The following is a 24679-nucleotide window of genomic DNA, read 5'->3' on the forward strand; positions in this document are numbered from 1 at the left end:
CGGCGTTCATGGGCGGGGCAATTACCGGATGTGCGTATGACCTGAGCCGTACTTGGTCGGCGTGCATCGTGACGACTCCCGGTAAGGCTACCTGTCGCTAACCTCAAACTAATAAGGACTACATGGCAAAGACCATTGCGGAACGTATCGCGGAATACCGCAGCAAGGCCGCAGACTACACGGCGAAAGCCGATGCACTGGAAGCACAAGAGAAGGCCGCCGCTCGTCTCGAATCGCTCAAGCAAGGCGACGTGATCAACTTCAACTACGGTCGCGGCGAGTCGCGCGGCGTCTATCACGGTGAAGTGCGCTCCGTGTTCGATACGGACAAGGGGAAGGGAATCAAGGTCATCAAGGGCAGCGGCGCGGATGAGGAAATCGTAACGATCCGTCCGGGCGATATCGTCGGCATCGGTGAGGAAGTTCGGGAGACTCCCGCGCCGGAAGCTGAGGTGAAGCAGGGCACGGGCGAACACGCACCGGTTGATCCGCTGGCAGGTATCGAGTGAACGTCCGCGTACACAAACGAGACTTCACGACAGAGGACTTTACGGGCGTGGAGCGCGTCGCCGAAAGCTGGCGAAGTGACGTTGTATTAGAGGATGCCGCTTACGTCGAGATAGCCCGATTCGACAAAGATGAAATCACCTCAGTAGAAATTCGCGCTTAAGGAGACCACATGCACAAACTTACGGCCGCCCTGTTGGCGGCATTCGAAGCAACTAAGGGCGTCAGCGTCCGAATCGCCACCCGCATCCATGCGGCCCTGATCGCAATTCACGTCGCGAACCTCCGCAAGTTGATCGAACGAGCGGATAAGCGAGTATGGCAATACGAGGACCTCACCCGCTACCACAAGGCGGCGGGCATCGAGGCGGAATCGCGGGCGGACGAAGCGGCACGGGCGGCGGATGCTGTGAAGCGAACGGCGCTCATCGAGGCAATTTCGCACGGAGCAACGCTTTGAAGCTGTTGCCGTGCATTTTCCTCATTCTCCTCGCGTTGAAGCTGGCGGGGATTGGTGTCGTCGCTGCGTGGTCGTGGTGGTGGGTCACGATGCCGCTTTGGATCGGATTCGCGGTTCTCGCTATCGCGATTGTGGCCGGACTCTTCGTCTTGGGCGCCGGAGGCACGTTGAACGCAATTCGGGACGGGCTGAAGAAGAAATAACGTAGGAGGTTGCGTGCTGGAATCGAAAGAATGGTTGCAGCACGCCCAATCCCTTCCCGAGGGAGGCAGTAGAAAGATTCCGCACGATTGCGGCCCCGGCGATTGCCTGCACATCAACCATAAGCGGGACGGCTGGGCCGCCTACTGTCATAGGTGTGCATACAAGGGCTGGGTTCCACGTCCGGCCGAAAGCCTCACGGAAAGGCTTGCCCGCCTGCGTCGAATACAGGCCGCAGAGGAGGCCGTAGCCGCTAGTCCAGCCTTGCCCCTTCCCGCAGAAAAGAACCCGTCAGCGTGGCCGCTAGAGGCCCGTGTGTGGCTCTACAAAGCGGGCATTGCGAACCAGGAAATTGAAGCGCTCGGCTTCTACTGGAATCCACGCATGCAGCGTGTCGTTTTGCCAGTCCGCGACGAGCTGGGTGAGGTCATGTACTGGCAGGCCCGGACGCTCGATAAGACGAATCCCCGAAAGTACCTCAACCCGCACGTTGATAAACGGCGACTCGTCGCACGGTACGGCGACGGGCCGTTGATCGTGCTTACGGAGGATTTGCTTTCCGCGTACAAGGTCGCGACGCGCGGCGGCGTAGTGGGATGGTGTCTGCTGGGGACGAAGATATCCGACTGGATTGCAGCGGAGTTGATCCGTTCGGGTAAGCCGGTCGCGGTATGGCTGGACCCGGATAAGGCAGGGCAGACGAACGCGGCAAAGATTATCAAGCAGCTACGAGCATACGGCATTGCCGCGCGCAACGTAGTTTCGAGTAAAGACCCCAAGCTGTTACAACGGGAGGAAATCGCATGTCTAATAGCGCGGCGCGCTACCAAGTAGTTCCCGAATCCCAGTCCGGACATTGTTGCTTTGTGGCTACCGTTGTCGATACGGCAAAGCCTCTTGATTGGCCCAAAGGAGAGTTCGAGATTGTTTGTGAATGCTTCACAACAGGGCAGGCAGAGAGCATCGCCCAAGCATTGAATGGTATCGCTAACGCTTGAGCATCGAGGTAACACTCCTCCAGCTTCTCAAGTACCGCGAGCGTTACGAGAGGCTGGCGAAAGCAGTACCAACAGCAGCACTGGAAGCAAAGTCTGTCGTCATCCTTGGCGATTACCGGAAGTTCTTCACCGAGTTTCCCGAGCAGCAGCGGATCGAGCTTGAACCGTTCATGTTGTGGTTCGGGACGTTCGCGCACCCGACGCTCACACCGGAGCAACTTGGGCTGTACCGTGCGTTGCTGGGGCGTGTCCTCAACGAGGACTGCGATCCGTCGCTAGAGGCGGGAATCATGGAGCGCTTAGTAGCGGCGGAGACCGCGAACCGCGTTACGTCGCTGATCGAGAAATACAACAACGGCGATGAGCTTGACCTCTATGTGTCGCTCCGTGACGAGATAGAGCGGTTCGAGCAGAACACGAATCGCAAGGTGCGTGTTCCGTGGGTGTCCGATGACATCGATTCGATCCTACTGGATGACAAGGACGATAGAGGGCTGCACTGGCGGCTTGACTGTCTCAATACGGTGATGCGTCCGCTTCGCCCTGGCGACTTCGTAATTCTCGCTGGCCGACCCGATAAGGGTAAGACGACATTCGTGTCGTCAGAGATTACTTACATGGCAAGCCAGTTCGATGACTACTACGGCCCGAATCACGGGCGTTGCGTGCTGTGGCTGAACAACGAGGGACCAGGAAAGCGCATCGTCCAACGTGTCTATCAGAGCGCTTTGAATGCGACGGTCGGCGATCTCATCCGTATGTCGAATAACGGCACGCTCAAGGACAAATACGCGGAGGCGGTGGGAGGGACGGACGTTATTCGTGTCATGGATGTTCACGACTTCTGGAGCTACGAAGTCGAGGACATTTTCCGTCGTTGCCGTCCCGGTTTGATCGTCGGGGACATGCTCGATAACGTCAAGTTTGGAGGGCAGGTATTGAACGGCGGGCAGCGAACGGACCAGCTACTTGAGGCCCAGTACCAGTGGGGGCGGCTGATGGGAGTGAAGTACGACGCGCCATTTATCGCCACGTCTCAAATTTCAGCAGACGGTGATGGCTTGCAGTTTCCGACGCTTCCCATGCTCAAGGACAGCAAGACTGGCAAGCAGGGCGCAGGTGACGCAATTATCACGCTCGGCGCGTCGAACGATCCTTTCTACGCATCGTCGCGCTGGATCGGCATGACGAAAAACAAACTGCGCCGACAAGGCGCTCCCCAATCACCCCAAGCAGAAGTCATGTTCGACGGCGAACGTGGCCGCCTGCTTATGCCTGTGGAGACTGCATGAAGGAAACGAAAATCTACGTGACGATTCAGCATGACGACCATAACGACTACGCGGAGGAGCAAGAAATCATCCGTATCGGGGTAGACAACATCGCGCAGTCGCTAGGCGGCGAAGTGATCGACCTGGAGATTAAGTGAAGTACGGGGTCGTCAAAACGCAGAAGAACGACCACGACGTAAAAGGCGGGCCTGTTCATTGGCTGCGGCGAGGTACGTTTGTACGCGTCACTTCGGAGGGGAAATTCGGTGCGCACTCGGAAACAATGTATCCGGTGTTCGCTGTGCCTGTTACTTCCGACTCCGAGAAACGATACGCGGTTCGATGGCAGTACCTAAACCGCACGGACTTCTATGAGCTTCCGCACTGGCTTGGCCCGTTCCTCGAATGGTTCGCGCCGAAGTTCCAGCGCGTTCGGGAATGGCTCTGTCTCGCTTAGTCGAACTCATCGGCTGTATCTGCCTAGTGATTCAACTGCCTTGGATGGTGGGAGGCACTGGGTTCCTCGTCTGGGAAATGATCCAACAACTAACGGAGTTCGATGACGATTCCAACCGGGTTTAAGCCGAATCTGGCTGCGGCCCTGACGAAGCCGGAACTTATCAAGTTCCCGGTATGGGCCTCGCCCAAGATTGACGGTATCCGCTGCGTGTTCTTCGGCGGTGTGGCATACAGCCGCTCACTCAAGCCGATCCCGAATCCGGTAGTGCAGGAGTATGCGGCAGCATACGCGGACTTTCTGGAGGGACTGGACGGTGAGCTTGTTGTAGGCAATCCGAATGACCCTAACGTGATGCAGCAGACCACTAGCGGCGTCATGAGCAAGAGCGCGGAACCGGACTTTACGTTTTGGGTGTTCGACTGGGTGCCGGTAAACGCGTCGAACGTAGACGGCGGCCCTTGTGAGTACTGGTCGCGCAGCGACGTAGTAGAGGCGCGGCTTATGAAGTGTGCAGTAGCCGGCGCTACGCGTATCCGTGCTGTTCCGCAACACCTCTGCGTTAGCCATGAGGACTTGAACAAATTGGAGGCGCGATTCCTCGCAGACGGCTACGAAGGAATGATGATCCGCGCCCATGACAGTACGTACAAGTGCGGACGCAGCACGGAGCGCGAGGGTGGTCTCGTCAAGGTTAAGCGGTTCGTAGACGGCGAGGCAGTAATCGTCGGCTTCGAGGAGGAAATGCACAATGCAAACGAGGCGACACGCAACGCGGCAGGCCGAACGGAGCGCAGCACGGCACAAGCCGGTTTGGTCGGTAAGGGCACTTTGGGCGCGCTACGCGTCGCTATGCCGGTGGATTCACGCGTCCCCGACTCCCCATCCGTCGTGTTCAGTATTGGGACAGGCTTCACCGCTGCACAGCGGCGGGATTACTGGCAAGACCGGGAGAGTCTTATTGGTCGGCTAGTTAAGTTCAAACACTTCGACCACGGCACGGTAGACGCCCCACGTCATCCCGTTTTCATCGGCTTCCGCCATCCGGAGGACATGGGTTGACACCCGCAATCCTCACGGTGAGCGGGCGCTACTTCGACTTTCTGTCGCCTGATCCGGACAGCATCGTAATTGAGGACATCGCTACGGCGCTGTCACGTATCTGCCGATTCACCGGACATACGAAGCAGTTCTACAGCGTCGCACAGCATAGCGTGCTTGTGTCCTATCTCGTTCCCCAAGAGTTCGCCTTGCAAGGGCTACTGCATGACGCGTCGGAGGCGTACTTGGGCGATGTGTCGAGTCCGCTTAAGCAGCTTCTTCCGGACTACAAGGCGATTGAGCAGCGGGTAGAGCGCGCGATTCTGGAGCGTTTCGGATTGCCGTTTCCGCTGCATCCGTCAATCAAAGAGGCGGACTTGCGCGTGTTGGTCACTGAGCGTCGCGACTTCATGCCGGAGCCTATCGACTGCTACCGCGTGACAGATTCGGTTGCATGGTCGTGGACCAAAGGTATTGCGGCGACGGGTGCGGTACCGCTTCCAACATTCAATCGAGCAATCGTCAAGACTGGTGTACGCGGGTCGGGCGGCATGATCAGGCGGCTAGCGCTTGAGGAGCCGGTGTGCTTTCCATCACCGGGGTGCCGTCCTTGAAGGGAATGCCCTTCAGAAGCGGTTCGATCCTGTCGACGCCGCGGATCTTCCTCCAGGTCTGCTCGGCCGCTTCGATCAGCTTGAACGCCATCGCGAGGAAGGTCGAGCGCGACAGACAGTTGCGCGTGCGGCTCGTGCGGTGGCGCACCGTCGCGAACGTCGATTCAATCGGATTCGTGGTCCGCACGTGCTGCCAGTGTTCGGCCGGGAAGTCGTAGAACGCGAGCAGTGCGTCGCGGTCTTTCGTGAGCTTCTCGACGGCCTTTGGGTACTTGGCCGCGTACGTGTCGACGAACTGGTTGAACGCGGCGATTGCGTCGGCTCTTGTCGCGGCATTCCAGATCTCGGCGAGCGCAACCTTGGCCTTGCCGTGCTGCGATTTGGGCATGACGTTGAGTATGTTGCCGATCTTGTGAAACCAGCAGCGCTGGTGCCGTGTCTGCGGGAACACCTCTTCAAGCGCCGCCCACAGCCCCATCGCGCCATCGCCGACGGCAAGCAGCGGCGGCGCCTGCAGACCTCGTTTCTTCAGATCGAGCAGCAGCTCTTTCCAGGATTCCTTCGATTCGCGATAGCCGTCGTTGAGCGCCACGCGCTCCTTGCTGCCGTCCGGTTTCACGCCGATGATCACCAGCAGGCACTGCCCGTCCGAATCCTCTGCGCGGGCTTGCGTATGGATGCCGTCGGCCCACCAGTAGACCCAGCGCGAGGTGGACAGGTCGCGCTTGTTCCACTTCTCGTACTCTTCTGACCAGGCGGCCTTCAGGCGGCTCACGACGCTCGCTGACAGCCCTTTAGCCTGTTCGCCGAGCAGCTCGGACAGTGCGTCGCCCATGTCGCCGGTTGAGACTCCTCGCAGGTACAGCCACGGCAGCGACGATGACACGCGCGGCGACTTGCGCACATAGGGCGGCACGATCGTCGAATTGAACTTGATGCCGGAGCCCGAACGATCGCGGACCTTCGGCACCTGAACGGGCACCGGACCGACTGCCGTGACGATCTCGCGCTCTGGCAGGTACCCGTTGCGCACGACAGCGCGCCGGCCATCGATCGTCTTCACATTCGAATACTGTTCGAGCATTGCCGCCAGTTCCGCCTCGATTGCCTGCTGGATGATCCGCCGCGCCCCTTGCTGGATCAGATCGTCCAGGCCGGGCGTACCCTTGATGTCTGCTTCTGTTGTTTGACTGCCGCTCGTATCCTGCGTAAGTTTCGCCATGGTGGTGGAGTTCGATTGAGGAAGTGTTACCGTGAGAAGCAACATTCTCCTTCAATCGCCACCGCCTTCTCCTGCCTCAACCCTACGCCGCATACACCACTTTCAACGATAGCTCCATTCAATCCGGCCGTAGCGCGGACAGTATTCCTCGCCCGCTACGAAGAACTAACCAAGGAGGGCTGACATAACGTATTGCGTGTGGGACACGGAGACCACGATTAAAGCCTACATGAAGCGTAAGGCGTCTCCGTTTCACCCTGAAAATTTCGTTGTGGTCTCCGGCTGGAAGCGCAAGGGCGGGGACACCACGGCAGATTACTTCGGGCGGGGAAAGCGCCCGTTCGACTGGTTCACGAAACTCCTCAAGGACACGACGCTACTTGTCGGTCAAAACATCAAGTTCGACTTGCTGCATGCGTTGCGCGAGCCGCAGAACTTGGATGCGTGGATGGAGTTCGTAGCGCGCGGCGGGAACGTCTGGGACTGCCAGCTTGCCGAGTACCTGCTACGCGGCATGGAGCCGACCTCGCACATGCTGTCTATGGACGAGATGGTCGTGTCCTACGGCGGTAACGTCAAGATCGATGAGGTTAAAGCGCTCTGGGAGGCTGGCGTAGATACGCCGGACATCGATAAGGATTTGCTCCTTCGATACCTCTGCGGCGATGAGTCGGGCTTGGGCGATATCGGCAACACGGAAAAGATTTTCCTTGGGCAGCTTGCCAAGGCTCGCAAGACCGGACAAGTTAAGTCGATCCTCCTCAACATGGGGAGCCTGTTGTGTACCGTCGAGATGGAACGCAACGGGATGTACGTAGACAAGGCGCTTGGCCTACGGCTCGCGGCAGAGCTTGAGGAGCGCTTGGCCGCAATCACTGCGGAACTGCGTGCATACCTTCCGGACGATTGCCCTTTTGCATTCAACTGGAGCAACCGTTATCACCTCTCGCCGCTGATCTTCGGCGGTACGGTCAAGTACCAGAAACGCACGGAGACGCTGGACGATGCGGGGAACCTCCAGTATTTCCAGAAGGACGTGGAGTATCTGTATCTAAAGCACAAGTCCCGCGTAGTAGACGGGAAGTCCGAACCGGAAATGATGCCTGTTTCCGACTGGTACGCGTTGGATCATCCGCCCGAACCCATCCGCTTTGCGAGTGGGAAGAACGCCGGGGAGATTAGAACAAAAAAGGTCAAGGTTCCGGACCTGGATCGCGGGCCGAAAACGGCTATACGGGACTTCTTCTACAAGTTCCCAGGGTACACGTCGCCGGATGAGATTTGGGCTAGCAGTACGCCGGGGCTGTACAGCGTGTCGAGCGACGTTATCGAAGCACTGGGGAACCGGGATATCCCTTTCCTCAAGACGCTTGCGAACGTAGCGAAGCTGGGTAAAGACCTTTGCACGTACTACGTGACCACTGACGAAAAGACGGGCGAGCAGAAGGGGATGCTTACTCTCGTCGGCGGTGACAGCATCATCCACCACAAGATCAATCACACCAACACGGTTACGGGGCGGTTCTCCTCGTCTGACCCGAACTTGCAGAACGTGTCCGGCGCAGGAAAGTCGCAAGTTAAGAGTGTGTTTGTATCGCGTTGGCGTGAGGACGGGCAAGTAGTTCAATCCGACTTCACATCGTTGGAAATTTTCATTCAAGCGATCCTCACCGGCTGCAAACAGCTTATCGAGGATTTGCGTGCAGGACTGGACATGCACTGTGTCCGTGTCGCACAGAAGGAAGGCATCGAGTACGAGGACGCGGTACTTAAATGCAAGGGTGATTCATCCCGAGGTATTGCTCCGCTTCCTGAATGGGAGAAGAAGCGAAAGGGGGCTAAGGAATTCAGTTTCCAGCGTGCCTACGGCGCGGGCGCTGCGGGTATCTCGTCGTCTACTGGCCTGCCGCTTGAGGATGTGCAAGCGCTTATCAAGGCGGAGGAGGAGCGCTATCCGGAACTGTCTGCGTACAACGCGGCTAAGACGGAACGTATCAAGCAATCGCGCCGGCCGACCAACAACATCCAGCCGCATCCGGACGTAAAGGGCTTGATGTGCCAGCTTGGCAAGGGCTACAGCGTTACGCCGGACAACAAGGTGTACAGCTACCGCGAGACCCCGGCGCCGGCATGGCTGATCCGTCAAGGTGGGATGCCGCAGTCATTCAGCCCGACTGAGATTGCGAACTACGAGATGCAGGGCGAGGGCGGTGAGTGGGCCAAGGCCGCAATGTGGCTTGCGATCCGTGCGTTCTATGCGCGGAAGAACTTCGACGGCCACGCGCTCCTCGTCAACCAAGTTCACGACGCGCTCTATAAGGACGCGCACAAGTCCGTCTTGTTCGAATCGAGTGCGCTCCTTCATGCCTGCATGCTCGCCGCGTCCGACTTCATCGAGTGGTATTTCGGCTGGACTATCCCGGTCCCCGTTCCGAGTGTCACGGTGCACGGCGACAACATGATGGAGGAGAACGCCTTTGCAGGCGACTTCGAAGAACGCGCGGAGCAATTCCGCGTTGAACTCCGACAGCAGTACATGGGCGGCTACACGCCGTCCTTTATTCACTAACTAGAAAGGACTCTATACATTTGACTTACGACCTCAAAGCGAAAATTGCACAAGCGAAGAAAACCGGCCCGAACATGAACGAGGCACAGGCAGGCGGCGAGTACACGCCTCCGGCTGCGGGTATTGCCCGTGCACGTTTGGTCGGCTATTTCGAGCTTGGCACGCATGAGGAAGAATTCGAAGGCAAGAAGCGCGACCGCGAAAAGGTCGATCTTGTCTTTGAACTGAGCGGCCCGAATCACGAACCGATCAAGGCCGCAGACGGGACGCTGATCCCGATTCGCATCACGGCTCAAGAGACCCTGAGCTTTAGCGAGAAAGCGCATTTCTTCAAGCTGTTTGCGTCGATGAACGCAGCGCACGGCGGCACGGCTACGCACATGGCTGAACTGCTGGGTAAGCCGTTCATCGTGGAGATTTTCCACCGCAAGAGCAAGGACGGGAAGCGCACGTATGCAAATCTGCGCGGGCCGAACGGCTACAACGTCAAGGGCACGACTGTGCAAGACCCGCTGTCGGGTAAGCCGGTCCTGGTCGAAGTCGCAGCAGCGCTCACGGACGTAAAGGCGTTCATCTGGGACGTTGCCGACTTGGAAATGTGGAACTCGATCCACATCGAGGGCAAGTATCCGGAGCGCAAGGACGAAAAGACGGGAGAGGTGGTCAGCCCGGAGCGCTCGAAGAACGTGATCCAAGAAAAGATCATGTCCGCGAAGAACTGGAAGGCGCACCCGCTTGCGGCGGTAGTTGCCGCTGGCGGCCAAGAGCCGGACCTCCCGGATGCGGAAACTCCGGAGCGCGACACGCCGGAGAACGAAGCAGCAGCCGACCCGCTGGCCGCTATCGGTTGAGCCTCCACGCGTATCCCGACCGTGGCACTGGGCGCACCACCCGCATGTTAATGCGGGTGGTGTGCCAGCTTGCAAACGGTAAGCGTGTGTTTGTCGTATGCGGACATCGCGCAGAGCGCGACTACATGTGTCACATCCTCAAAGGGCATGGGTTGCAGGGCGACCGTGTACGGTTCGTCACATTCTGGGAAATCCGGCGCCTGTGCGGACTCCGAGAGAATGCCGCAGTGTTCGTAGACCACCATGCACGAGAGGTCGCGACCATCGAACAGTGGCACGAGTTCTGTGCTGTGGTTCGACCCAGCGTAGTGTATGAATGAGGCTCTACGCGCAAAGATAGCGCGTGCGGCGGCGGAATGTCCTCAATCCGGGGCGGGGATGTTCCCGCCCGTCGAGCTGGGGCGTGTCCTCCACCTGGACGGCGACTATCTAGCCTACTTTGCGGCAGGCGGTGAGGACACACAGCCGGGGATGGCTCGGCGCAACGCGTTCGATCGCATCGAGACAACGCGCCTCCGCACCGGATCGGAATCAGTCGTTGTCCACCTATCCGCGAGCGGCTGCACGAAAGCGCACCGGTTTCTCATCGCGACCGTGAAGCCGTATCAAGGGCAACGCCACAAGCGCAAGCCGCGCAATTGGCAATTCCTCCGGGAAGTCCTTGAGCATTACGAGGGGCCGAACTTCCGCCCGAAAGTCTGGGTAACGCGGGAGGCTGATGACGGAATGGCCCATTGCTCACGCATTGCGGACATTGCTATATCGACGCGAGACAAGGACATGCGAATGCTTCCGGGTCTGCACATCAATTGGATGACCTGGGAGCTAACGAAGGTTCCGCGCGGCGAGTTCGACGTGATCGGCACGGATGGATTGCAGTACGGCCTTAAGTGGTTCTACCTGCAAATGCTCCAGGGCGACACAGCCGACAACATTCCAGGCTTGCCCTTGCTGTTCGGCCAGCAGTGCGGCGAAGCCCGAGCCATTAAGTACCTCGCTGGGGTATCGAGCAAAGAGGACGCCTACGACCGCGTACAGACCGCCTACGCCGACCATTACGGTTCGACATGGGCTGATGCCCTCGTAGAGCAAGCGGGCCTGCTATGGCTGCGTACGGACGCCCAAGCGAGTATCGCGAACGTCGCGGAAGCATTTCCCGACTGCCCCCACATCGAGCGTGCTTTGGAGCGCCTGGAAGCGCGCGTAACACAGGAGTTGAATGACCTTCAGAAAATTGTCCAAGGGTGACTTGGCAGACTACCGCGAGAAGTTGCGGAAAGAACAGGGCAACCGATGCCCGATCACTGGTTGGCATCTTACCGACGACATCGTAGCCGACCACTGCCACAAATCCGGGATGATGCGGGCGGCGCTTCCTCGTTGGGTTAATGCGGTGCTGGGCCGTGTAGAGAACTGGGCGGGCCGCGTTGGCGGCGGCGTTCCGGTTCCGACGTTCCTCCGCAAGTGTGCCGACTACATCGAGCATTACCAGCTTTTCCCGTCGTTCGTGTTCCATCCGTTGCACAAGACGCCGGAGGAGAAGAAGGAAGCCGCAAAGAAGAAAGCAGCGAAGCGGCGCGCGGCGAAGACGGCGGAGGCCCGCAAGTGAGAAAGAAGCCCCGCATCCTGTCATTGGACATTGAAACGTCCCCGATCCTTGGTTACGTGTGGTCCCTGTGGAAACAGAACGTCGGGCTGAACCAGATTCACAGCGAATGGTGCATCTTGTCTTTTTGCGCGAAGTGGCTGGACGATCCGCGAGTGATCTACCACGACACCAGCCGGCAGCGGAACAAGGAGGACGACCGGCGAATTGTCCGCAAGCTGTGGAAACTGCTGGATCAAGCCGATATTGTCGTCGCACAGAACGGCGTGCGATTCGACGTACGCAAGATCAACGCACGGTTCATCTTACTCGGCATGCAGCCTCCGTCGCCGTTCCGCGTTGTCGATACGATGCTGGAGGCCCGGAAGCATTTCGGGTTCACGTCAAATAAGCTGGAATGGCTCACAGCGAAGCTGTGCAAGACACATAAAAAGCAGAAGCACACACAGTTCCCTGGCTTCGAACTTTGGCGCGAATACCTTGCAGGCAACCCAGCAGCCGCCGCCGAAATGCGGGCCTACAACACGGATGACGTGTTGAGTCTTGAGGAGTTGTACCTCGTCCTCCGGCCGTGGATTACAGGACATCCGAACGTAGGCAACTACGACAGCACAGTAGGACGACGGGCCGAAGTGTGATCGGTGCGGGAGTACGAAACGTCCGTCGGAAGGGTCTCCGCTATACCCAAAGTCGGACAGTATCCGCGCTATCACTGCCAAGCATGCGGCGCGTGGAGCCGTGGCCGGCTCACGGTCAATTCGAAGCAGCACAAGGCAAACCTATTGGTTAGCTGATGACCTCACACGTTCCAACGTTCTACCACTGCGGGCGTATTGCAGCGTCGGAGGGATTCGACGTTGGGACGTTCCTTTTTGATCGCGGCACGCTCGCCCGTAGCGAGTGGCTGCGTGGATTCTATGCCTACACCGATGAAGCCCTTACTTATTCACGCAGTCAGAGGAAGCGGCAGAGTTCACGCAAGCCGCGATGAAGAAACGCCCGGAGTGATTGGGGTAGACGGAAATTGACAGACGAGGCCGCCGACTTGGCGGCTTTTCTTTTGGTGATGCAAGAGCGCGGCGCGATTGACCGGGAGCGATTCGGGAAGCGTCTCGCGAAGAAGCTGAGAAAGATGAGGAGGAAGTATCTCAATCGTTGATGGTTTGGCATGGGAGCGGGAGAACCCGCCTGACATTACCCCGAAGAATCCCAACCCTAAGGATTCCATCGGTAGTAGCAAGGTTCCTATGCACCTCTGGCCGGAGACAGCGACTGTGGAGCTAATGTCGGAAGTGGTGTACGGCGGTGTGGAGCGGAATCGGCGGGAGGCGGTGGCGATTGCAGGAGAATGTTGCTTTCCAAGGTAACGAACCCAGCAACCAATCCACCACCATGGCGAAACGTAATCGGGAAGCGAACGACAGTCAAGCAACGGAAACAGAATTCAAGGGGCCCGTCGGCCTGGACGAGTTGATCCAGCAAGGCGCGCGGCAGATTATCCAGCAAGCGATCGAGGCGGAATTGAAGGCATTGCTCGAGCAATATTCGAACGTGAAGACGCTGGACGGCCGGCGGGCGATCGTGCGCAACGGGTACCTGCCAGAGCGCGAGATCGTCACGGCAGTCGGTCCGGTGCACGTTCAGGTGCCGAAGGTCCGCGATCGTTCGGGCTCCGGCATCAAGTTCAATTCGACGATCGTGCCGCCCTATGTGCGCAAGTCGCCGCGCGTGTCATCGTCGCTGCCGTGGCTGTACCTGCGAGGAGTCTCAACCGGCGACATGGGCGACGCACTGTCCGAGCTGCTCGGCGAACAGGCTAAAGGGCTGTCAGCGAGCGTCGTGAGCCGCCTGAAGGCCGCCTGGTCAGAAGAGTACGAGAAGTGGAACAAGCGCGACCTGTCCACCTCGCGCTGGGTCTACTGGTGGGCCGACGGCATCCATACGCAAGCCCGCGCAGAGGATTCGGACGGGCAGTGCCTGCTGGTGATCATCGGCGTGAAACCGGACGGCAGCAAGGAGCGCGTGGCGCTCAACGACGGCTATCGCGAATCGAAGGAATCCTGGAAAGAGCTGCTGCTCGATCTGAAGAAACGAGGTCTGCAGGCGCCGCCGCTGCTTGCCGTCGGCGATGGCGCGATGGGGCTGTGGGCGGCGCTTGAAGAGGTGTTCCCGCAGACACGGCACCAGCGCTGCTGGTTTCACAAGATCGGCAACATACTCAACGTCATGCCCAAATCGCAGCACGGCAAGGCCAAGGTTGCGCTCGCCGAGATCTGGAATGCCGCGACAAGAGCCGACGCAATCGCCGCGTTCAACCAGTTCGTCGACACGTACGCGGCCAAGTACCCAAAGGCCGTCGAGAAGCTCACGAAAGACCGCGACGCACTGCTCGCGTTCTACGACTTCCCGGCCGAACACTGGCAGCACGTGCGGACCACGAATCCGATTGAATCGACGTTCGCGACGGTGCGCCACCGCACGAGCCGCACGCGCAACTGTCTGTCGCGCTCGACCTTCCTCGCGATGGCGTTCAAGCTGATCGAAGCGGCCGAGCAGACCTGGAGGAAGATCCGCGGCGTCGACAGGATCGAACCGCTTCTGAAGGGCATTCCCTTCAAGGACGGCACCCCGGTGATGGAAAGCACACCGGCTCCTCAAGCGCTAGCCGCCTGATCATGCCGCCCGACCCGCGTACACCAGTCTTGACGATTGCTCGATTGAATGTTGGAAGCGGTACCGCACCCGTCGCCGCAATACCTTTGGTCCACGACCATGCAACCGAATCTGTCACGCGGTAGCAGTCGATAGGCTCCGGCATGAAGTCGCGACGCTCAGTGACCAACACGCGCAAGTCCGCCTCTTTGATTGACGGATGCAGCGGAAACGGCAATCCGAAACGCTCCAGAATCGCGCGCTCTACCCGCTGCTCAATCGCCTTGTAGTCCGGAAGAAGCTGCTTAAGCGGACTCGACACATCGCCCAAGTACGCCTCCGACGCGTCATGCAGTAGCCCTTGCAAGGCGAACTCTTGGGGAACGAGATAGGACACAAGCACGCTATGCTGTGCGACGCTGTAGAACTGCTTCGTATGTCCGGTGAATCGGCAGATACGTGACAGCGCCGTAGCGATGTCCTCAATTACGATGCTGTCCGGATCAGGCGACAGAAAGTCGAAGTAGCGCCCGCTCACCGTGAGGATTGCGGGTGTCAACCCATGTCCTCCGGATGGCGGAAGCCGATGAAAACGGGATGACGTGGGGCGTCTACCGTGCCGTGGTCGAAGTGTTTGAACTTAACTAGCCGACCAATAAGACTCTCCCGGTCTTGCCAGTAATCCCGCCGCTGTGCAGCGGTGAAGCCTGTCCCAATACTGAACACGACGGATGGGGAGTCGGGGACGCGTGAATCCACCGGCATAGCGACGCGTAGCGCGCCCAAAGTGCCCTTACCGACCAAACCGGCTTGTGCCGTGCTGCGCTCCGTTCGGCCTGCCGCGTTGCGTGTCGCCTCGTTTGCATTGTGCATTTCCTCCTCGAAGCCGACGATTACTGCCTCGCCGTCTACGAACCGCTTAACCTTGACGAGACCACCCTCGCGCTCCGTGCTGCGTCCGCACTTGTACGTACTGTCATGGGCGCGGATCATCATTCCTTCGTAGCCGTCTGCGAGGAATCGCGCCTCCAATTTGTTCAAGTCCTCATGGCTAACGCAGAGGTGTTGCGGAACAGCACGGATACGCGTAGCGCCGGCTACTGCACACTTCATAAGCCGCGCCTCTACTACGTCGCTGCGCGACCAGTACTCACAAGGGCCGCCGTCTACGTTCGACGCGTTTACCGGCACCCAGTCGAACACCCAAAACGTAAAGTCCGGTTCCGCGCTCTTGCTCATGACGCCGCTAGTGGTCTGCTGCATCACGTTAGGGTCATTCGGATTGCCTACAACAAGCTCACCGTCCAGTCCCTCCAGAAAGTCCGCGTATGCTGCCGCATACTCCTGCACTACCGGATTCGGGATCGGCTTGAGTGAGCGGCTGTATGCCACACCGCCGAAGAACACGCAGCGGATACCGTCAATCTTGGGCGAGGCCCATACCGGGAACTTGATAAGTTCCGGCTTCGTCAGGGCCGCAGCCAGATTCGGCTTAAACCCGGTTGGAATCGTCATCGAACTCCGTTAGTTGTTGGATCATTTCCCAGACGAGGAACCCAGTGCCTCCCACCATCCAAGGCAGTTGAATCACTAGGCAGATACAGCCGATGAGTTCGACTAAGCGAGACAGAGCCATTCCCGAACGCGCTGGAACTTCGGCGCGAACCATTCGAGGAACGGGCCAAGCCAGTGCGGAAGCTCATAGAAGTCCGTGCGGTTTAGGTACTGCCATCGAACCGCGTATCGTTTCTCGGAGTCGGAAGTAACAGGCACAGCGAACACCGGATACATTGTTTCCGAGTGCGCACCGAATTTCCCCTCCGAAGTGACGCGTACAAACGTACCTCGCCGCAGCCAATGAACAGGCCCGCCTTTTACGTCGTGGTCGTTCTTCTGCGTTTTGACGACCCCGTACTTCACTTAATCTCCAGGTCGATCACTTCGCCGCCTAGCGACTGCGCGATGTTGTCTACCCCGATACGGATGATTTCTTGCTCCTCCGCGTAGTCGTTATGGTCGTCATGCTGAATCGTCACGTAGATTTTCGTTTCCTTCATGCAGTCTCCACAGGCATAAGCAGGCGGCCACGTTCGCCGTCGAACATGACTTCTGCTTGGGGTGATTGGGGAGCGCCTTGTCGGCGCAGTTTGTTTTTCGTCATGCCGATCCAGCGCGACGATGCGTAGAAAGGATCGTTCGACGCGCCGAGCGTGATAATTGCGTCACCTGCGCCCTGCTTGCCAGTCTTGCTGTCCTTGAGCATGGGAAGCGTCGGAAACTGCAAGCCATCACCGTCTGCTGAAATTTGAGACGTGGCGATAAATGGCGCGTCGTACTTCACTCCCATCAGCCGCCCCCACTGGTACTGGGCCTCAAGTAGCTGGTCCGTTCGCTGCCCGCCGTTCAATACCTGCCCTCCAAACTTGACGTTATCGAGCATGTCCCCGACGATCAAACCGGGACGGCAACGACGGAAAATGTCCTCGACTTCGTAGCTCCAGAAGTCGTGAACATCCATGACACGAATAACGTCCGTCCCTCCCACCGCCTCCGCGTATTTGTCCTTGAGCGTGCCGTTATTCGACATACGGATGAGATCGCCGACCGTCGCATTCAAAGCGCTCTGATAGACACGTTGGACGATGCGCTTTCCTGGTCCCTCGTTGTTCAGCCACAGCACGCAACGCCCGTGATTCGGGCCGTAGTAGTCATCGAACTGGCTTGCCATGTAAGTAATCTCTGACGACACGAATGTCGTCTTACCCTTATCGGGTCGGCCAGCGAGAATTACGAAGTCGCCAGGGCGAAGCGGACGCATCACCGTATTGAGACAGTCAAGCCGCCAGTGCAGCCCTCTATCGTCCTTGTCATCCAGTAGGATCGAATCGATGTCATCGGACACCCACGGAACACGCACCTTGCGATTCGTGTTCTGCTCGAACCGCTCTATCTCGTCACGGAGCGACACATAGAGGTCAAGCTCATCGCCGTTGTTGTATTTCTCGATCAGCGACGTAACGCGGTTCGCGGTCTCCGCCGCTACTAAGCGCTCCATGATTCCCGCCTCTAGCGACGGATCGCAGTCCTCGTTGAGGACACGCCCCAGCAACGCACGGTACAGCCCAAGTTGCTCCGGTGTGAGCGTCGGGTGCGCGAACGTCCCGAACCACAACATGAACGGTTCAAGCTCGATCCGCTGCTGCTCGGGAAACTCGGTGAAGAACTTCCGGTAATCGCCAAGGATGACGACAGACTTTGCTTCCAGTGCTGCTGTTGGTACTGCTTTCGCCAGCCTCTCGTAACGCTCGCGGTACTTGAGAAGCTGGAGGAGTGTTACCTCGATGCTCAAGCGTTAGCGATACCATTCAATGCTTGGGCGATGCTCTCTGCCTGCCCTGTTGTGAAGCATTCACAAACAATCTCGAACTCTCCTTTGGGCCAATCAAGAGGCTTTGCCGTATCGACAACGGTAGCCACAAAGCAACAATGTCCGGACTGGGATTCGGGAACTACTTGGTAGCGCGCCGCGCTATTAGACATGCGATTTCCTCCCGTTGTAACAGCTTGGGGTCTTTACTCGAAACTACGTTGCGCGCGGCAATGCCGTATGCTCGTAGCTGCTTGATAATCTTTGCCGCGTTCGTCTGCCCTGCCTTATCCGGGTCCAGCCATACCGCGACCGGCTTACCCGAACGGATCAACTCCGCTGCAATCCAGTCGGATATCTTCGTCCCCAGCAGACACCATCCCACTACGCCGCCGCGCGTCGCGACCTTGTACGCGGAAAGCAAATCCTCCGTAAGCACGATCAACGGCCCGTCGCCGTACCGTGCGACGAGTCGCCGTTTATCAACGTGCGGGTTGAGGTACTTTCGGGGATTCGTCTTATCGAGCGTCCGGGCCTGCCAGTACATGACCTCACCCAGCTCGTCGCGGACTGGCAAAACGACACGCTGCATGCGTGGATTCCAGTAGAAGCCGAGCGCTTCAATTTCCTGGTTCGCAATGCCCGCTTTGTAGAGCCACACACGGGCCTCTAGCGGCCACGCTGACGGGTTCTTTTCTGCGGGAAGGGGCAAGGCTGGACTAGCGGCTACGGCCTCCTCTGCGGCCTGTATTCGACGCAGGCGGGCAAGCCTTTCCGTGAGGCTTTCGGCCGGACGTGGAACCCAGCCCTTGTATGCACACCTATGACAGTAGGCGGCCCAGCCGTCCCGCTTATGGTTGATGTGCAGGCAATCGCCGGGGCCGCAATCGTGCGGAATCTTTCTACTGCCTCCCTCGGGAAGGGATTGGGCGTGCTGCAACCATTCTTTCGATTCCAGCACGCAACCTCCTACGTTATTTCTTCTTCAGCCCGTCCCGAATTGCGTTCAACGTGCCTCCGGCGCCCAAGACGAAGAGTCCGGCCACAATCGCGATAGCGAGAACCGCGAATCCGATCCAAAGCGGCATCGTGACCCACCACCACGACCACGCAGCGACGACACCAATCCCCGCCAGCTTCAACGCGAGGAGAATGAGGAAAATGCACGGCAACAGCTTCAAAGCGTTGCTCCGTGCGAAATTGCCTCGATGAGCGCCGTTCGCTTCACAGCATCCGCCGCCCGTGCCGCTTCGTCCGCCCGCGATTCCGCCTCGATGCCCGCCGCCTTGTGGTAGCGGGTGAGGTCCTCGTATTGCCATACTCGCTTATCCGCTCGTTCGATCAACTTGCGGAGGTTCGCGACGTGAATTGCGATCAGGGCCGCATGGATGCGGGTGGCGATTCGGACGCTGACGCCCTTAGTTGCTTCGAATGCCGCCAACAGGGCGGCCGTAAGTTTGTGCATGTGGTCTCCTTAAGCGCGAATTTCTACTGAGGTGATTTCATCTTTGTCGAATCGGGCTATCTCGACGTAAGCGGCATCCTCTAATACAACGTCACTTCGCCAGCTTTCGGCGACGCGCTCCACGCCCGTAAAGTCCTCTGTCGTGAAGTCTCGTTTGTGTACGCGGACGTTCACTCGATACCTGCCAGCGGATCAACCGGTGCGTGTTCGCCCGTGCCCTGCTTCACCTCAGCTTCCGGCGCGGGAGTCTCCCGAACTTCCTCACCGATGCCGACGATATCGCCCGGACGGATCGTTACGATTTCCTCATCCGCGCCGCTGCCCTTGATGACCTTGATTCCCTTCCCCTTGTCCGTATCGAACACGGAGCGCACTTCACCGTGATAGACGCCGCGCGACTCGCCGCGACCGTAGTTGAAGTTGATCACGTCGCCTTGCTTGAGCGATTCGAGACGAGCGGCGGCCTTCTCTTGTGCTTCCAGTGCATCGGCTTTCGCCGTGTAGTCTGCGGCCTTGCTGCGGTATTCCGCGATACGTTCCGCAATGGTCTTTGCCATGTAGTCCTTATTAGTTTGAGGTTAGCGACAGGTAGCCTTACCGGGAGTCGTCACGATGCACGCCGACCAAGTACGGCTCAGGTCATACGCACATCCGGTAATTGCCCCGCCCATGAACGCCGCAAAGCACACGGCGTAGAAAACGAATTTCAATCCTTGCGGACCCAGATTACGCGTTCATCCGCGCAACCCAAGGGAAGCTCCATACACAAGCCCCCGTCACGATCGCCCACGCAGCCATCGCACCCGCTCGTCTCAGGCTCGGCCACATACTCCACGCCGTCAATTTCGGCCGACTTCACGCAGCCTCCTTTACGAGGATATCGCCCGGATCGTTGTGCGGCTCATCGCTCGCCTTCCCGTTCGCGTACCGCGTCACGACATTCCCCGTGGACGGGTTCAACAGAACGAGTTGGCAATGCGGCTTTGCTTCCGGCGAATACGCGATGAACTTGACATCGCAGCCGGAGCGGAACTTGAGCGGCTTTCCGGTCATCGCGGCGAGGAGGTCGAAACCAGGTTTCTCCCCCTGCTCGATCAACTCGTAACGAGTGGTCATGCGCGCATGACTCGGGTATCGGCTTCGAAACTCCGCAAAACCGATGTAGCTGCCGCATCCGGACACACGATCAACCGTGTAGGTTGCGCCGATGATGGGACCGTCCCCGCCGCTCCACGTCTCGCGGGTCTCGCTTACGTTTCGTACTTTGTCGCCAACCTTAAACATCACGCGGCCTCCTTGTAGTCGATCACGCGCACTTCTTGCTCCACCTTCACGGTGCGAACCACCTTGACCTCGACAATCTCGTAGACGCTACCCGGCGTGTAGCGCGAGACTGCTTGCTCTGCTGCCTCTTGCGAAGCGAACGGAATGCCGCGAACTTCACGGAGTGCGGTCCCGTGCTTACGGATGCGGAATTCGGGAGCGGGTTCGGGTTGTTGCTGCTCTGCTGCGTTCGTTTCGAGGCGGTCTGCGTCGATAATGCCGACGATGCCGTCGTGAGTCTTTACGCGATACGCCGCCGGCGAACCACCGAGCGATTCGACAAACTCGACCACAACGCCTTTGCCCCAATTCTCGGCCGGATGGAAGCCGTCATAGACAATACGAAGCTTGTCACCCGCTTTGATTGCGACGGCCTTCTCGACCAGCTCGAAGTGGAACATGCGGAACCCGTAGTTTTCGGTCTCCGTTTCGCCTTGCATGATCGGGTCTCCCTTGTAATCAAAGCGCTCGACAACGAGGCAGTCGGGATTCATCCCCTTCCGGACATAGAAGTCCCGCAGTAGGTGGGTGTCCTTGATGCGGACCGTATCCCCAACGTTGATTTTCTTCTCCTGAACAGGCTTGAAGCGACTCGACAGGAACCGCCCGCCGACTGTGTTCGGATGCTTCACCTCCTTCAACACAACCCATCCACCGTCCGCGCTTTCAATGGTGTATTTCTCGCCCTGAACAACACCGCCGTAGGTTGCCGTGCTGACACATTCCACCGTCTGACCTGCCGTAAATTGCTTGCTCATATTCGGATCGTTCCCTGAGTTAAAAGTAGTCCTAACCTGTACAGTGAAATGAAACGCGTGCCTTACTGTCCTCGTACCGTCACGTCGGCTGAGTTACTGGTGATCGCTTCCAACTGAATCCAACGCCCATCGTTCGTCTTGACCAAGCAGCCTGTAGACCAATCGAATGATGTAGGCAAGCCGGAAAGGCTCCGGTATGTCTTGCACGCGCTATACGCGTTGTATTGAATGCCTGCCGCGATGCAGACCATAATCGCGGCAATGCCTAGAATCAGGCTTCCGAAAAACTTAAGGTCGTCCATCAGTGCCCCGCATGTACCACGGAGTAGCCCGCTTGAATGCGCCCCGCGACGGTGCCGCGCAACGACTTTGTTCGATACGAGACGAACGGCTTGGGTTCGCGGCAGTTCCGCAGTGCGGCCCAGCGGTCCCAACGATGTCCGTCAATCTGGATCGTTTCCGAAGCTTCGTGAAACGAGACCGTAGCGCCTGCTACGTGTGCTTCCTTGAGTGCGGCGCGTTGGTTCATGCGGCGCGTGCCTTGCAGGAGATATCGAAACCTGCACCGCGACCCAGCGTCGAACCGCGACGAACACCGCCGTTGAACGGCATACGATTGTCCGGGCCGATGTGGAAGAACGCCCGCTGCGTGTTGCGGCGGTTGCCAACAACCACCTTCTTTGCTTCCGGATTTTCGTTGAGGAAGCGGCCAACGGTGTGCGTGCGGTTCATGTCCAGCGGTTTGCGGATTTGCGTCATCTTGTAGTCCTAAGTTGATTCGTGAAAGTCGTGCGTCTGCAAATGAAAAGCCCGCGCTAACTACTCGCGGGCCTCTCCGTGTGCTGCTCTGCGTAGATCAGTTGAGGAGTTTCTTCCTCCATGCTGCCCCTGCTTTACGCAGTTCTTCGATACTGCTCAACCGGTTCGCCTGATGCGGCCGGCCCTCGTTACGGTTCTCCTCGTAAGGTTCGCGGCTGGTCTCCGCCGTCGTGTGGTTATCCCGGCCTACGTACTTCGGAATGTGTTCGGTCATACGCTCTCGTTTTGTTCGGTTGATGGAACAGGCTCGCCGGAACCTGCTCTACGAACCGAAGTTCGTGCCGGGTGTGTTGTCTGTATCCCGGCGTCGCATTGTTCCGTGGCGTACCGCTGTGCCTTGGATTCCCTCCGCGACTCCGACTCTTTATCCCGTTCTCGCCTCCGTAGAGGACTTACGCGCCGGGCTGGTAGGCCGTAACCGTGTCGCCGCACCTGTCGTAAACAGGCACTTACAAATCTACCTAAAATTGTACAGACGCAACTAAATCTGCTAAAATTTATTCCAATTTCGGTAGGTCATCGCTGACCACGGAACGAACTTTACCGACTTCTGTACATGCAATCTACTTGTAATTTTGCATCGTCAGCTATTTGTCAGTAGATTTTGACTATAATTTAGTAGAATCAACAGCTTGCAAGGGTCAGACCATGTACAACGAATCAGCAGAGTCCAACCAAGTTAAGGAGAATGCTCCAAATTCGGTAGATTCCGTAGCCGAGTTCGAAGTGTTCTTTGCTCGACTCCGGCAGGCGATCGGCACGGACGACCTGTACGGATGGGGCAAATCACGCGGCTTTCCGCGACAGACGCTTTACAACATGGTGAGCGGCCAGAAGATTCCGGGCCTTGAGACGCTGCGCAAGTTCCGTGATGAAACCGGTAAGCCTATTGGCTGGCTGCTTGGCGAGGACGTACTTCATCCGGGTGCCCCTACCGAAAGTGGTGCAGGTCAAGTCGACGGTAAAGAGTCTGACGAGTTCGTGTACATCCCGCGCTATCCCCCGCAACGGGACCAACGAGCAAGTGACAATGGCATTTCGTCGCTACTGGGTGGAGAAGTACCTCCAGGCGAACCCAGATGAGTTGATCGTGCTGCGCGTGGATGACGACGTGATGGAGGGTACGTTCAATCGGGCCGACAACATCCTCGTAAACCTGAACCCTCTTGGTCCCGTCAAGGATGGTCTGTATGCGCTATACATCAATGAAGTGATAGTCGTCCGGCGCGTCCAGGTGCTTCCGAACAACGTCATACGGGTCATGCCGGACAATCCTCGCTACCCGTCGTTTGAGACGTCGCTCGAGGAAGGTTCCGGCGTAGAGATTGCCGGTGTGCCTGTCTGGTACAGCCGGACGATTTGACAATGCGGTGTGCGCCATGTACCGTCCCTTGACATAACTAAGGGGAATTAACATGGCGCTAATCAATTGCCCGGAGTGTAAGACCTCCGTATCAGATCAAGCACGTGCATGCCCGTCCTGCGGCTTATCCTATTGCAGCCTCGAACAATTACACTGAAAGTGCGAGCGCTCCGCCTCAGTTGTTTCCGTAGCCAAATCTCGCGGAACATATATCATTCTTGGCCTGCTATTTGGCTCACTTGGCTTCCATGACTTCTACGCTGGATTTAACGTTAAAGGCGCAGTGAAGCTCGGATTATTTATTGTCGCGTTTCTTCTTGACGCTACAACAGGGTTCTATTCAAAGTTCTTCCTAATATTGCAACGATTAACGGGCTATGGGCCTTGGGTAGCCTGTGCATGAACAAGGCCGATGCGACGGGCAAATTCATGACCTGAGCAACCCACAGTAGAATCAATGAGTTACACGCCGCATTTCACGATATAAAATACCCCACAGCTTAGGAGAGGACGAACCTCACCCGATGGGTAGGCATGCCCGATGATGCCCAGGTACGTGCAAGGCGAACCCTGTTCATCCATAGAATACGCACGGCAGTTCTATCCGAGCGAGCGAGCGAGCGAGGAGATGAGCTATCCAGAAGATCACAAATAATTCTCGCCTCAGAGGCGAAGCAGGCGTTAAGCAACGCAGACGCATTAGACTTAGAGATAAGTACACTTGTCAGAATCCAGAATGCGGTATAGCTGTACGCATTGGAGAAGTAGACCACATCGTCTCTCTAGAAGATGGTGGAAATGATGATGCGAATATGCAATTTGCATATTCGCATCATCATTAGTTCCACCATCTTCTAGAGAGACGATGTGGTCTACTTCTCCAATGCGTACAGCTATACCGCATTCTGGATTCTGACAAGTGTACTTATCTCTAAGTCTAATGCGTCTGCGTTGCTTAACGCCTGCTTCGCCTCTGAGGCGAGAATTATTTGTGATCTTCTGGATAGCTCAATCTCCTCGCTCGCTTCGCTCGCTCGGATAGAACTGCCGTGCGTATTCTATGGATGAACAGGGTTCGCCTTGCACGTACCTGGGGCATCATCGGGCATGCCTACCCATCGGGTGAGGTTCGTCC

General features: G+C 57.8%; 32 protein-coding genes. 17 read left to right on the plus strand and 15 right to left on the minus strand.

What is annotated here, in order from left to right; genetic code table 11:
- Positions 1-122: 122 nt before the first annotated feature.
- The 8 genes from FPJ27_RS08175 (at position 123) to FPJ27_RS08210 (ending at position 5549) form a co-directional block, all read left to right on the plus strand.
- Positions 123-509, plus strand: coding sequence for a hypothetical protein (locus FPJ27_RS08175; RefSeq protein WP_204422568.1), 387 nt, complete (start codon positions 123-125; stop codon positions 507-509).
- A gap of 170 nt (positions 510-679) precedes the next feature.
- Positions 680-967: a hypothetical protein gene (locus tag FPJ27_RS08180; protein WP_204422569.1), complete on the plus strand. Its 288-nt coding sequence runs from the start codon at positions 680-682 to the stop codon at positions 965-967.
- Positions 964-1170 (plus strand): transmembrane Fragile-X-F family protein, encoded by a 207-nt coding sequence (locus FPJ27_RS08185; RefSeq protein WP_175960154.1) that lies wholly within the window; start codon positions 964-966, stop codon positions 1168-1170. The genes FPJ27_RS08180 and FPJ27_RS08185 overlap by 4 nt, the downstream gene beginning before the upstream one ends.
- Before the next feature lie 13 nt (positions 1171-1183).
- A complete protein-coding gene (locus FPJ27_RS36355; RefSeq protein ID WP_239483263.1) occupies positions 1184-2002 on the plus strand; it encodes a hypothetical protein in 819 nt (272 codons plus the stop codon).
- Between the two features lie 160 nt (positions 2003-2162).
- A complete protein-coding gene (locus FPJ27_RS08195; RefSeq protein WP_204422570.1) occupies positions 2163-3458 on the plus strand; it encodes an AAA family ATPase in 1296 nt (431 codons plus the stop codon).
- On the plus strand, positions 3455-3595 hold the full coding sequence (locus FPJ27_RS08200) for a hypothetical protein (protein WP_204422571.1): 141 nt from the start codon (positions 3455-3457) through the stop codon (positions 3593-3595). Before FPJ27_RS08195 ends, FPJ27_RS08200 begins: the two co-directional genes overlap by 4 nt.
- Positions 3596-3996: 401 nt before the next feature.
- Positions 3997-4956 (plus strand): ATP-dependent DNA ligase, encoded by a 960-nt coding sequence (locus tag FPJ27_RS08205; RefSeq protein ID WP_204422572.1) that lies wholly within the window; start codon positions 3997-3999, stop codon positions 4954-4956.
- Complete coding sequence (locus FPJ27_RS08210) at positions 4953-5549, plus strand: metal-dependent phosphohydrolase (protein ID WP_239483264.1); 597 nt, start codon at positions 4953-4955, stop codon at positions 5547-5549. The genes FPJ27_RS08205 and FPJ27_RS08210 overlap by 4 nt, the downstream gene beginning before the upstream one ends.
- Here FPJ27_RS08210 and FPJ27_RS08215 read toward each other — a convergent pair.
- Entirely contained in the window at positions 5491-6816 is a 1326-nt protein-coding gene (locus tag FPJ27_RS08215) for an IS256 family transposase (RefSeq protein WP_239483157.1), read from the minus strand. The genes FPJ27_RS08210 and FPJ27_RS08215 overlap by 59 nt on opposite strands.
- 184 nt (positions 6817-7000) lie before the next feature.
- Between FPJ27_RS08215 and FPJ27_RS08220 the strand changes: the two genes are divergently transcribed.
- The 6 genes from FPJ27_RS08220 (at position 7001) to FPJ27_RS08245 (ending at position 14470) form a co-directional block, all read left to right on the plus strand.
- Positions 7001-9340, plus strand: a complete 2340-nt coding sequence (locus tag FPJ27_RS08220; protein ID WP_204422573.1) for a DNA polymerase — start codon at positions 7001-7003, stop codon at positions 9338-9340.
- 20 nt (positions 9341-9360) lie between these two features.
- Positions 9361-10191, plus strand: a complete 831-nt coding sequence (locus FPJ27_RS08225) for a hypothetical protein (protein ID WP_204422574.1) — start codon at positions 9361-9363, stop codon at positions 10189-10191.
- A 378-nt stretch (positions 10192-10569) separates the two neighbouring features.
- Positions 10570-11439: a phosphodiesterase gene (locus tag FPJ27_RS08230; protein WP_239483265.1), complete on the plus strand. Its 870-nt coding sequence runs from the start codon at positions 10570-10572 to the stop codon at positions 11437-11439.
- Positions 11411-11800 carry an endonuclease domain-containing protein gene (locus tag FPJ27_RS08235; RefSeq protein WP_204422575.1) on the plus strand — a complete coding sequence of 130 codons (390 nt, stop codon included), beginning with the start codon at positions 11411-11413 and terminating at the stop codon, positions 11798-11800. Before FPJ27_RS08230 ends, FPJ27_RS08235 begins: the two co-directional genes overlap by 29 nt.
- On the plus strand, positions 11797-12435 hold the full coding sequence (locus FPJ27_RS08240; RefSeq protein WP_239483266.1) for a ribonuclease H-like domain-containing protein: 639 nt from the start codon (positions 11797-11799) through the stop codon (positions 12433-12435). Before FPJ27_RS08235 ends, FPJ27_RS08240 begins: the two co-directional genes overlap by 4 nt.
- Positions 12436-13189: 754 nt before the next feature.
- The gene (locus tag FPJ27_RS08245) at positions 13190-14470 is read left to right on the plus strand and encodes an IS256 family transposase (RefSeq protein ID WP_204422576.1); all 1281 of its coding nucleotides are present in this window, start codon (positions 13190-13192) and stop codon (positions 14468-14470) included.
- Here FPJ27_RS08245 and FPJ27_RS08250 read toward each other — a convergent pair.
- The 13 genes from FPJ27_RS08250 to FPJ27_RS08310 all read right to left on the minus strand — a co-directional run bounded on the left by FPJ27_RS08250 (position 14412) and on the right by FPJ27_RS08310 (position 22395).
- Positions 14412-15008: a metal-dependent phosphohydrolase gene (locus FPJ27_RS08250; RefSeq protein ID WP_239483264.1), complete on the minus strand. Its 597-nt coding sequence runs from the start codon at positions 15006-15008 to the stop codon at positions 14412-14414. The genes FPJ27_RS08245 and FPJ27_RS08250 overlap by 59 nt on opposite strands.
- The gene (locus FPJ27_RS08255) at positions 15005-15964 is read right to left on the minus strand and encodes an ATP-dependent DNA ligase (RefSeq protein WP_204422572.1); all 960 of its coding nucleotides are present in this window, start codon (positions 15962-15964) and stop codon (positions 15005-15007) included. The genes FPJ27_RS08250 and FPJ27_RS08255 overlap by 4 nt, the downstream gene beginning before the upstream one ends.
- Positions 15965-16365: 401 nt before the next feature.
- Positions 16366-16506: a hypothetical protein gene (locus tag FPJ27_RS08260; RefSeq protein WP_204422571.1), complete on the minus strand. Its 141-nt coding sequence runs from the start codon at positions 16504-16506 to the stop codon at positions 16366-16368.
- Positions 16503-17798: an AAA family ATPase gene (locus tag FPJ27_RS08265; protein ID WP_204422570.1), complete on the minus strand. Its 1296-nt coding sequence runs from the start codon at positions 17796-17798 to the stop codon at positions 16503-16505. Before FPJ27_RS08265 ends, FPJ27_RS08260 begins: the two co-directional genes overlap by 4 nt.
- Before the next feature lie 160 nt (positions 17799-17958).
- Positions 17959-18777, minus strand: a complete 819-nt coding sequence (locus FPJ27_RS36360; RefSeq protein WP_239483263.1) for a hypothetical protein — start codon at positions 18775-18777, stop codon at positions 17959-17961.
- A 13-nt stretch (positions 18778-18790) separates the two neighbouring features.
- Positions 18791-18997 (minus strand): transmembrane Fragile-X-F family protein, encoded by a 207-nt coding sequence (locus FPJ27_RS08275; RefSeq protein WP_175960154.1) that lies wholly within the window; start codon positions 18995-18997, stop codon positions 18791-18793.
- The gene (locus FPJ27_RS08280) at positions 18994-19281 is read right to left on the minus strand and encodes a hypothetical protein (protein WP_204422569.1); all 288 of its coding nucleotides are present in this window, start codon (positions 19279-19281) and stop codon (positions 18994-18996) included. The genes FPJ27_RS08275 and FPJ27_RS08280 overlap by 4 nt, the downstream gene beginning before the upstream one ends.
- A 170-nt stretch (positions 19282-19451) precedes the next feature.
- Positions 19452-19838, minus strand: a complete 387-nt coding sequence (locus tag FPJ27_RS08285) for a hypothetical protein (RefSeq protein WP_204422568.1) — start codon at positions 19836-19838, stop codon at positions 19452-19454.
- A gap of 298 nt (positions 19839-20136) precedes the next feature.
- Positions 20137-20565, minus strand: coding sequence for a hypothetical protein (locus tag FPJ27_RS36365; RefSeq protein ID WP_239483262.1), 429 nt, complete (start codon positions 20563-20565; stop codon positions 20137-20139).
- On the minus strand, positions 20565-21362 hold the full coding sequence (locus tag FPJ27_RS36370; protein WP_239483261.1) for a hypothetical protein: 798 nt from the start codon (positions 21360-21362) through the stop codon (positions 20565-20567). The genes FPJ27_RS36365 and FPJ27_RS36370 overlap by 1 nt, the downstream gene beginning before the upstream one ends.
- A 301-nt stretch (positions 21363-21663) precedes the next feature.
- Positions 21664-21891 (minus strand): hypothetical protein, encoded by a 228-nt coding sequence (locus FPJ27_RS08300; RefSeq protein ID WP_204422567.1) that lies wholly within the window; start codon positions 21889-21891, stop codon positions 21664-21666.
- A complete protein-coding gene (locus FPJ27_RS08305) occupies positions 21888-22121 on the minus strand; it encodes a hypothetical protein (protein WP_175960150.1) in 234 nt (77 codons plus the stop codon). The genes FPJ27_RS08300 and FPJ27_RS08305 overlap by 4 nt, the downstream gene beginning before the upstream one ends.
- Positions 22122-22218: 97 nt before the next feature.
- Positions 22219-22395 (minus strand): hypothetical protein, encoded by a 177-nt coding sequence (locus tag FPJ27_RS08310; RefSeq protein ID WP_175960149.1) that lies wholly within the window; start codon positions 22393-22395, stop codon positions 22219-22221.
- Between the two features lie 434 nt (positions 22396-22829).
- On the opposite strand from FPJ27_RS08310, the gene FPJ27_RS36375 reads away from it, so the two are divergent.
- The 3 genes from FPJ27_RS36375 to FPJ27_RS36905 all read left to right on the plus strand — a co-directional run bounded on the left by FPJ27_RS36375 (position 22830) and on the right by FPJ27_RS36905 (position 23947).
- On the plus strand, positions 22830-23264 hold the full coding sequence (locus tag FPJ27_RS36375; RefSeq protein WP_239483267.1) for a hypothetical protein: 435 nt from the start codon (positions 22830-22832) through the stop codon (positions 23262-23264).
- The gene (locus tag FPJ27_RS36380) at positions 23233-23544 is read left to right on the plus strand and encodes a S24 family peptidase (protein WP_239483268.1); all 312 of its coding nucleotides are present in this window, start codon (positions 23233-23235) and stop codon (positions 23542-23544) included. The genes FPJ27_RS36375 and FPJ27_RS36380 overlap by 32 nt, the downstream gene beginning before the upstream one ends.
- Before the next feature lie 223 nt (positions 23545-23767).
- Entirely contained in the window at positions 23768-23947 is a 180-nt protein-coding gene (locus tag FPJ27_RS36905) for a hypothetical protein (RefSeq protein WP_343300724.1), read from the plus strand.
- 302 nt (positions 23948-24249) lie between these two features.
- Here the strand turns inward: FPJ27_RS36905 and FPJ27_RS36910 are convergent, their stop codons facing one another.
- On the minus strand, positions 24250-24549 hold the full coding sequence (locus tag FPJ27_RS36910; protein ID WP_343300726.1) for an HNH endonuclease signature motif containing protein: 300 nt from the start codon (positions 24547-24549) through the stop codon (positions 24250-24252).
- Positions 24550-24679 lie beyond the last annotated feature (130 nt).

It is taken from the genome of Burkholderia sp. MS455 (genome assembly GCF_016899445.1).
In the GTDB taxonomy this organism is placed as follows: domain Bacteria; phylum Pseudomonadota; class Gammaproteobacteria; order Burkholderiales; family Burkholderiaceae; genus Burkholderia; species Burkholderia pyrrocinia_C.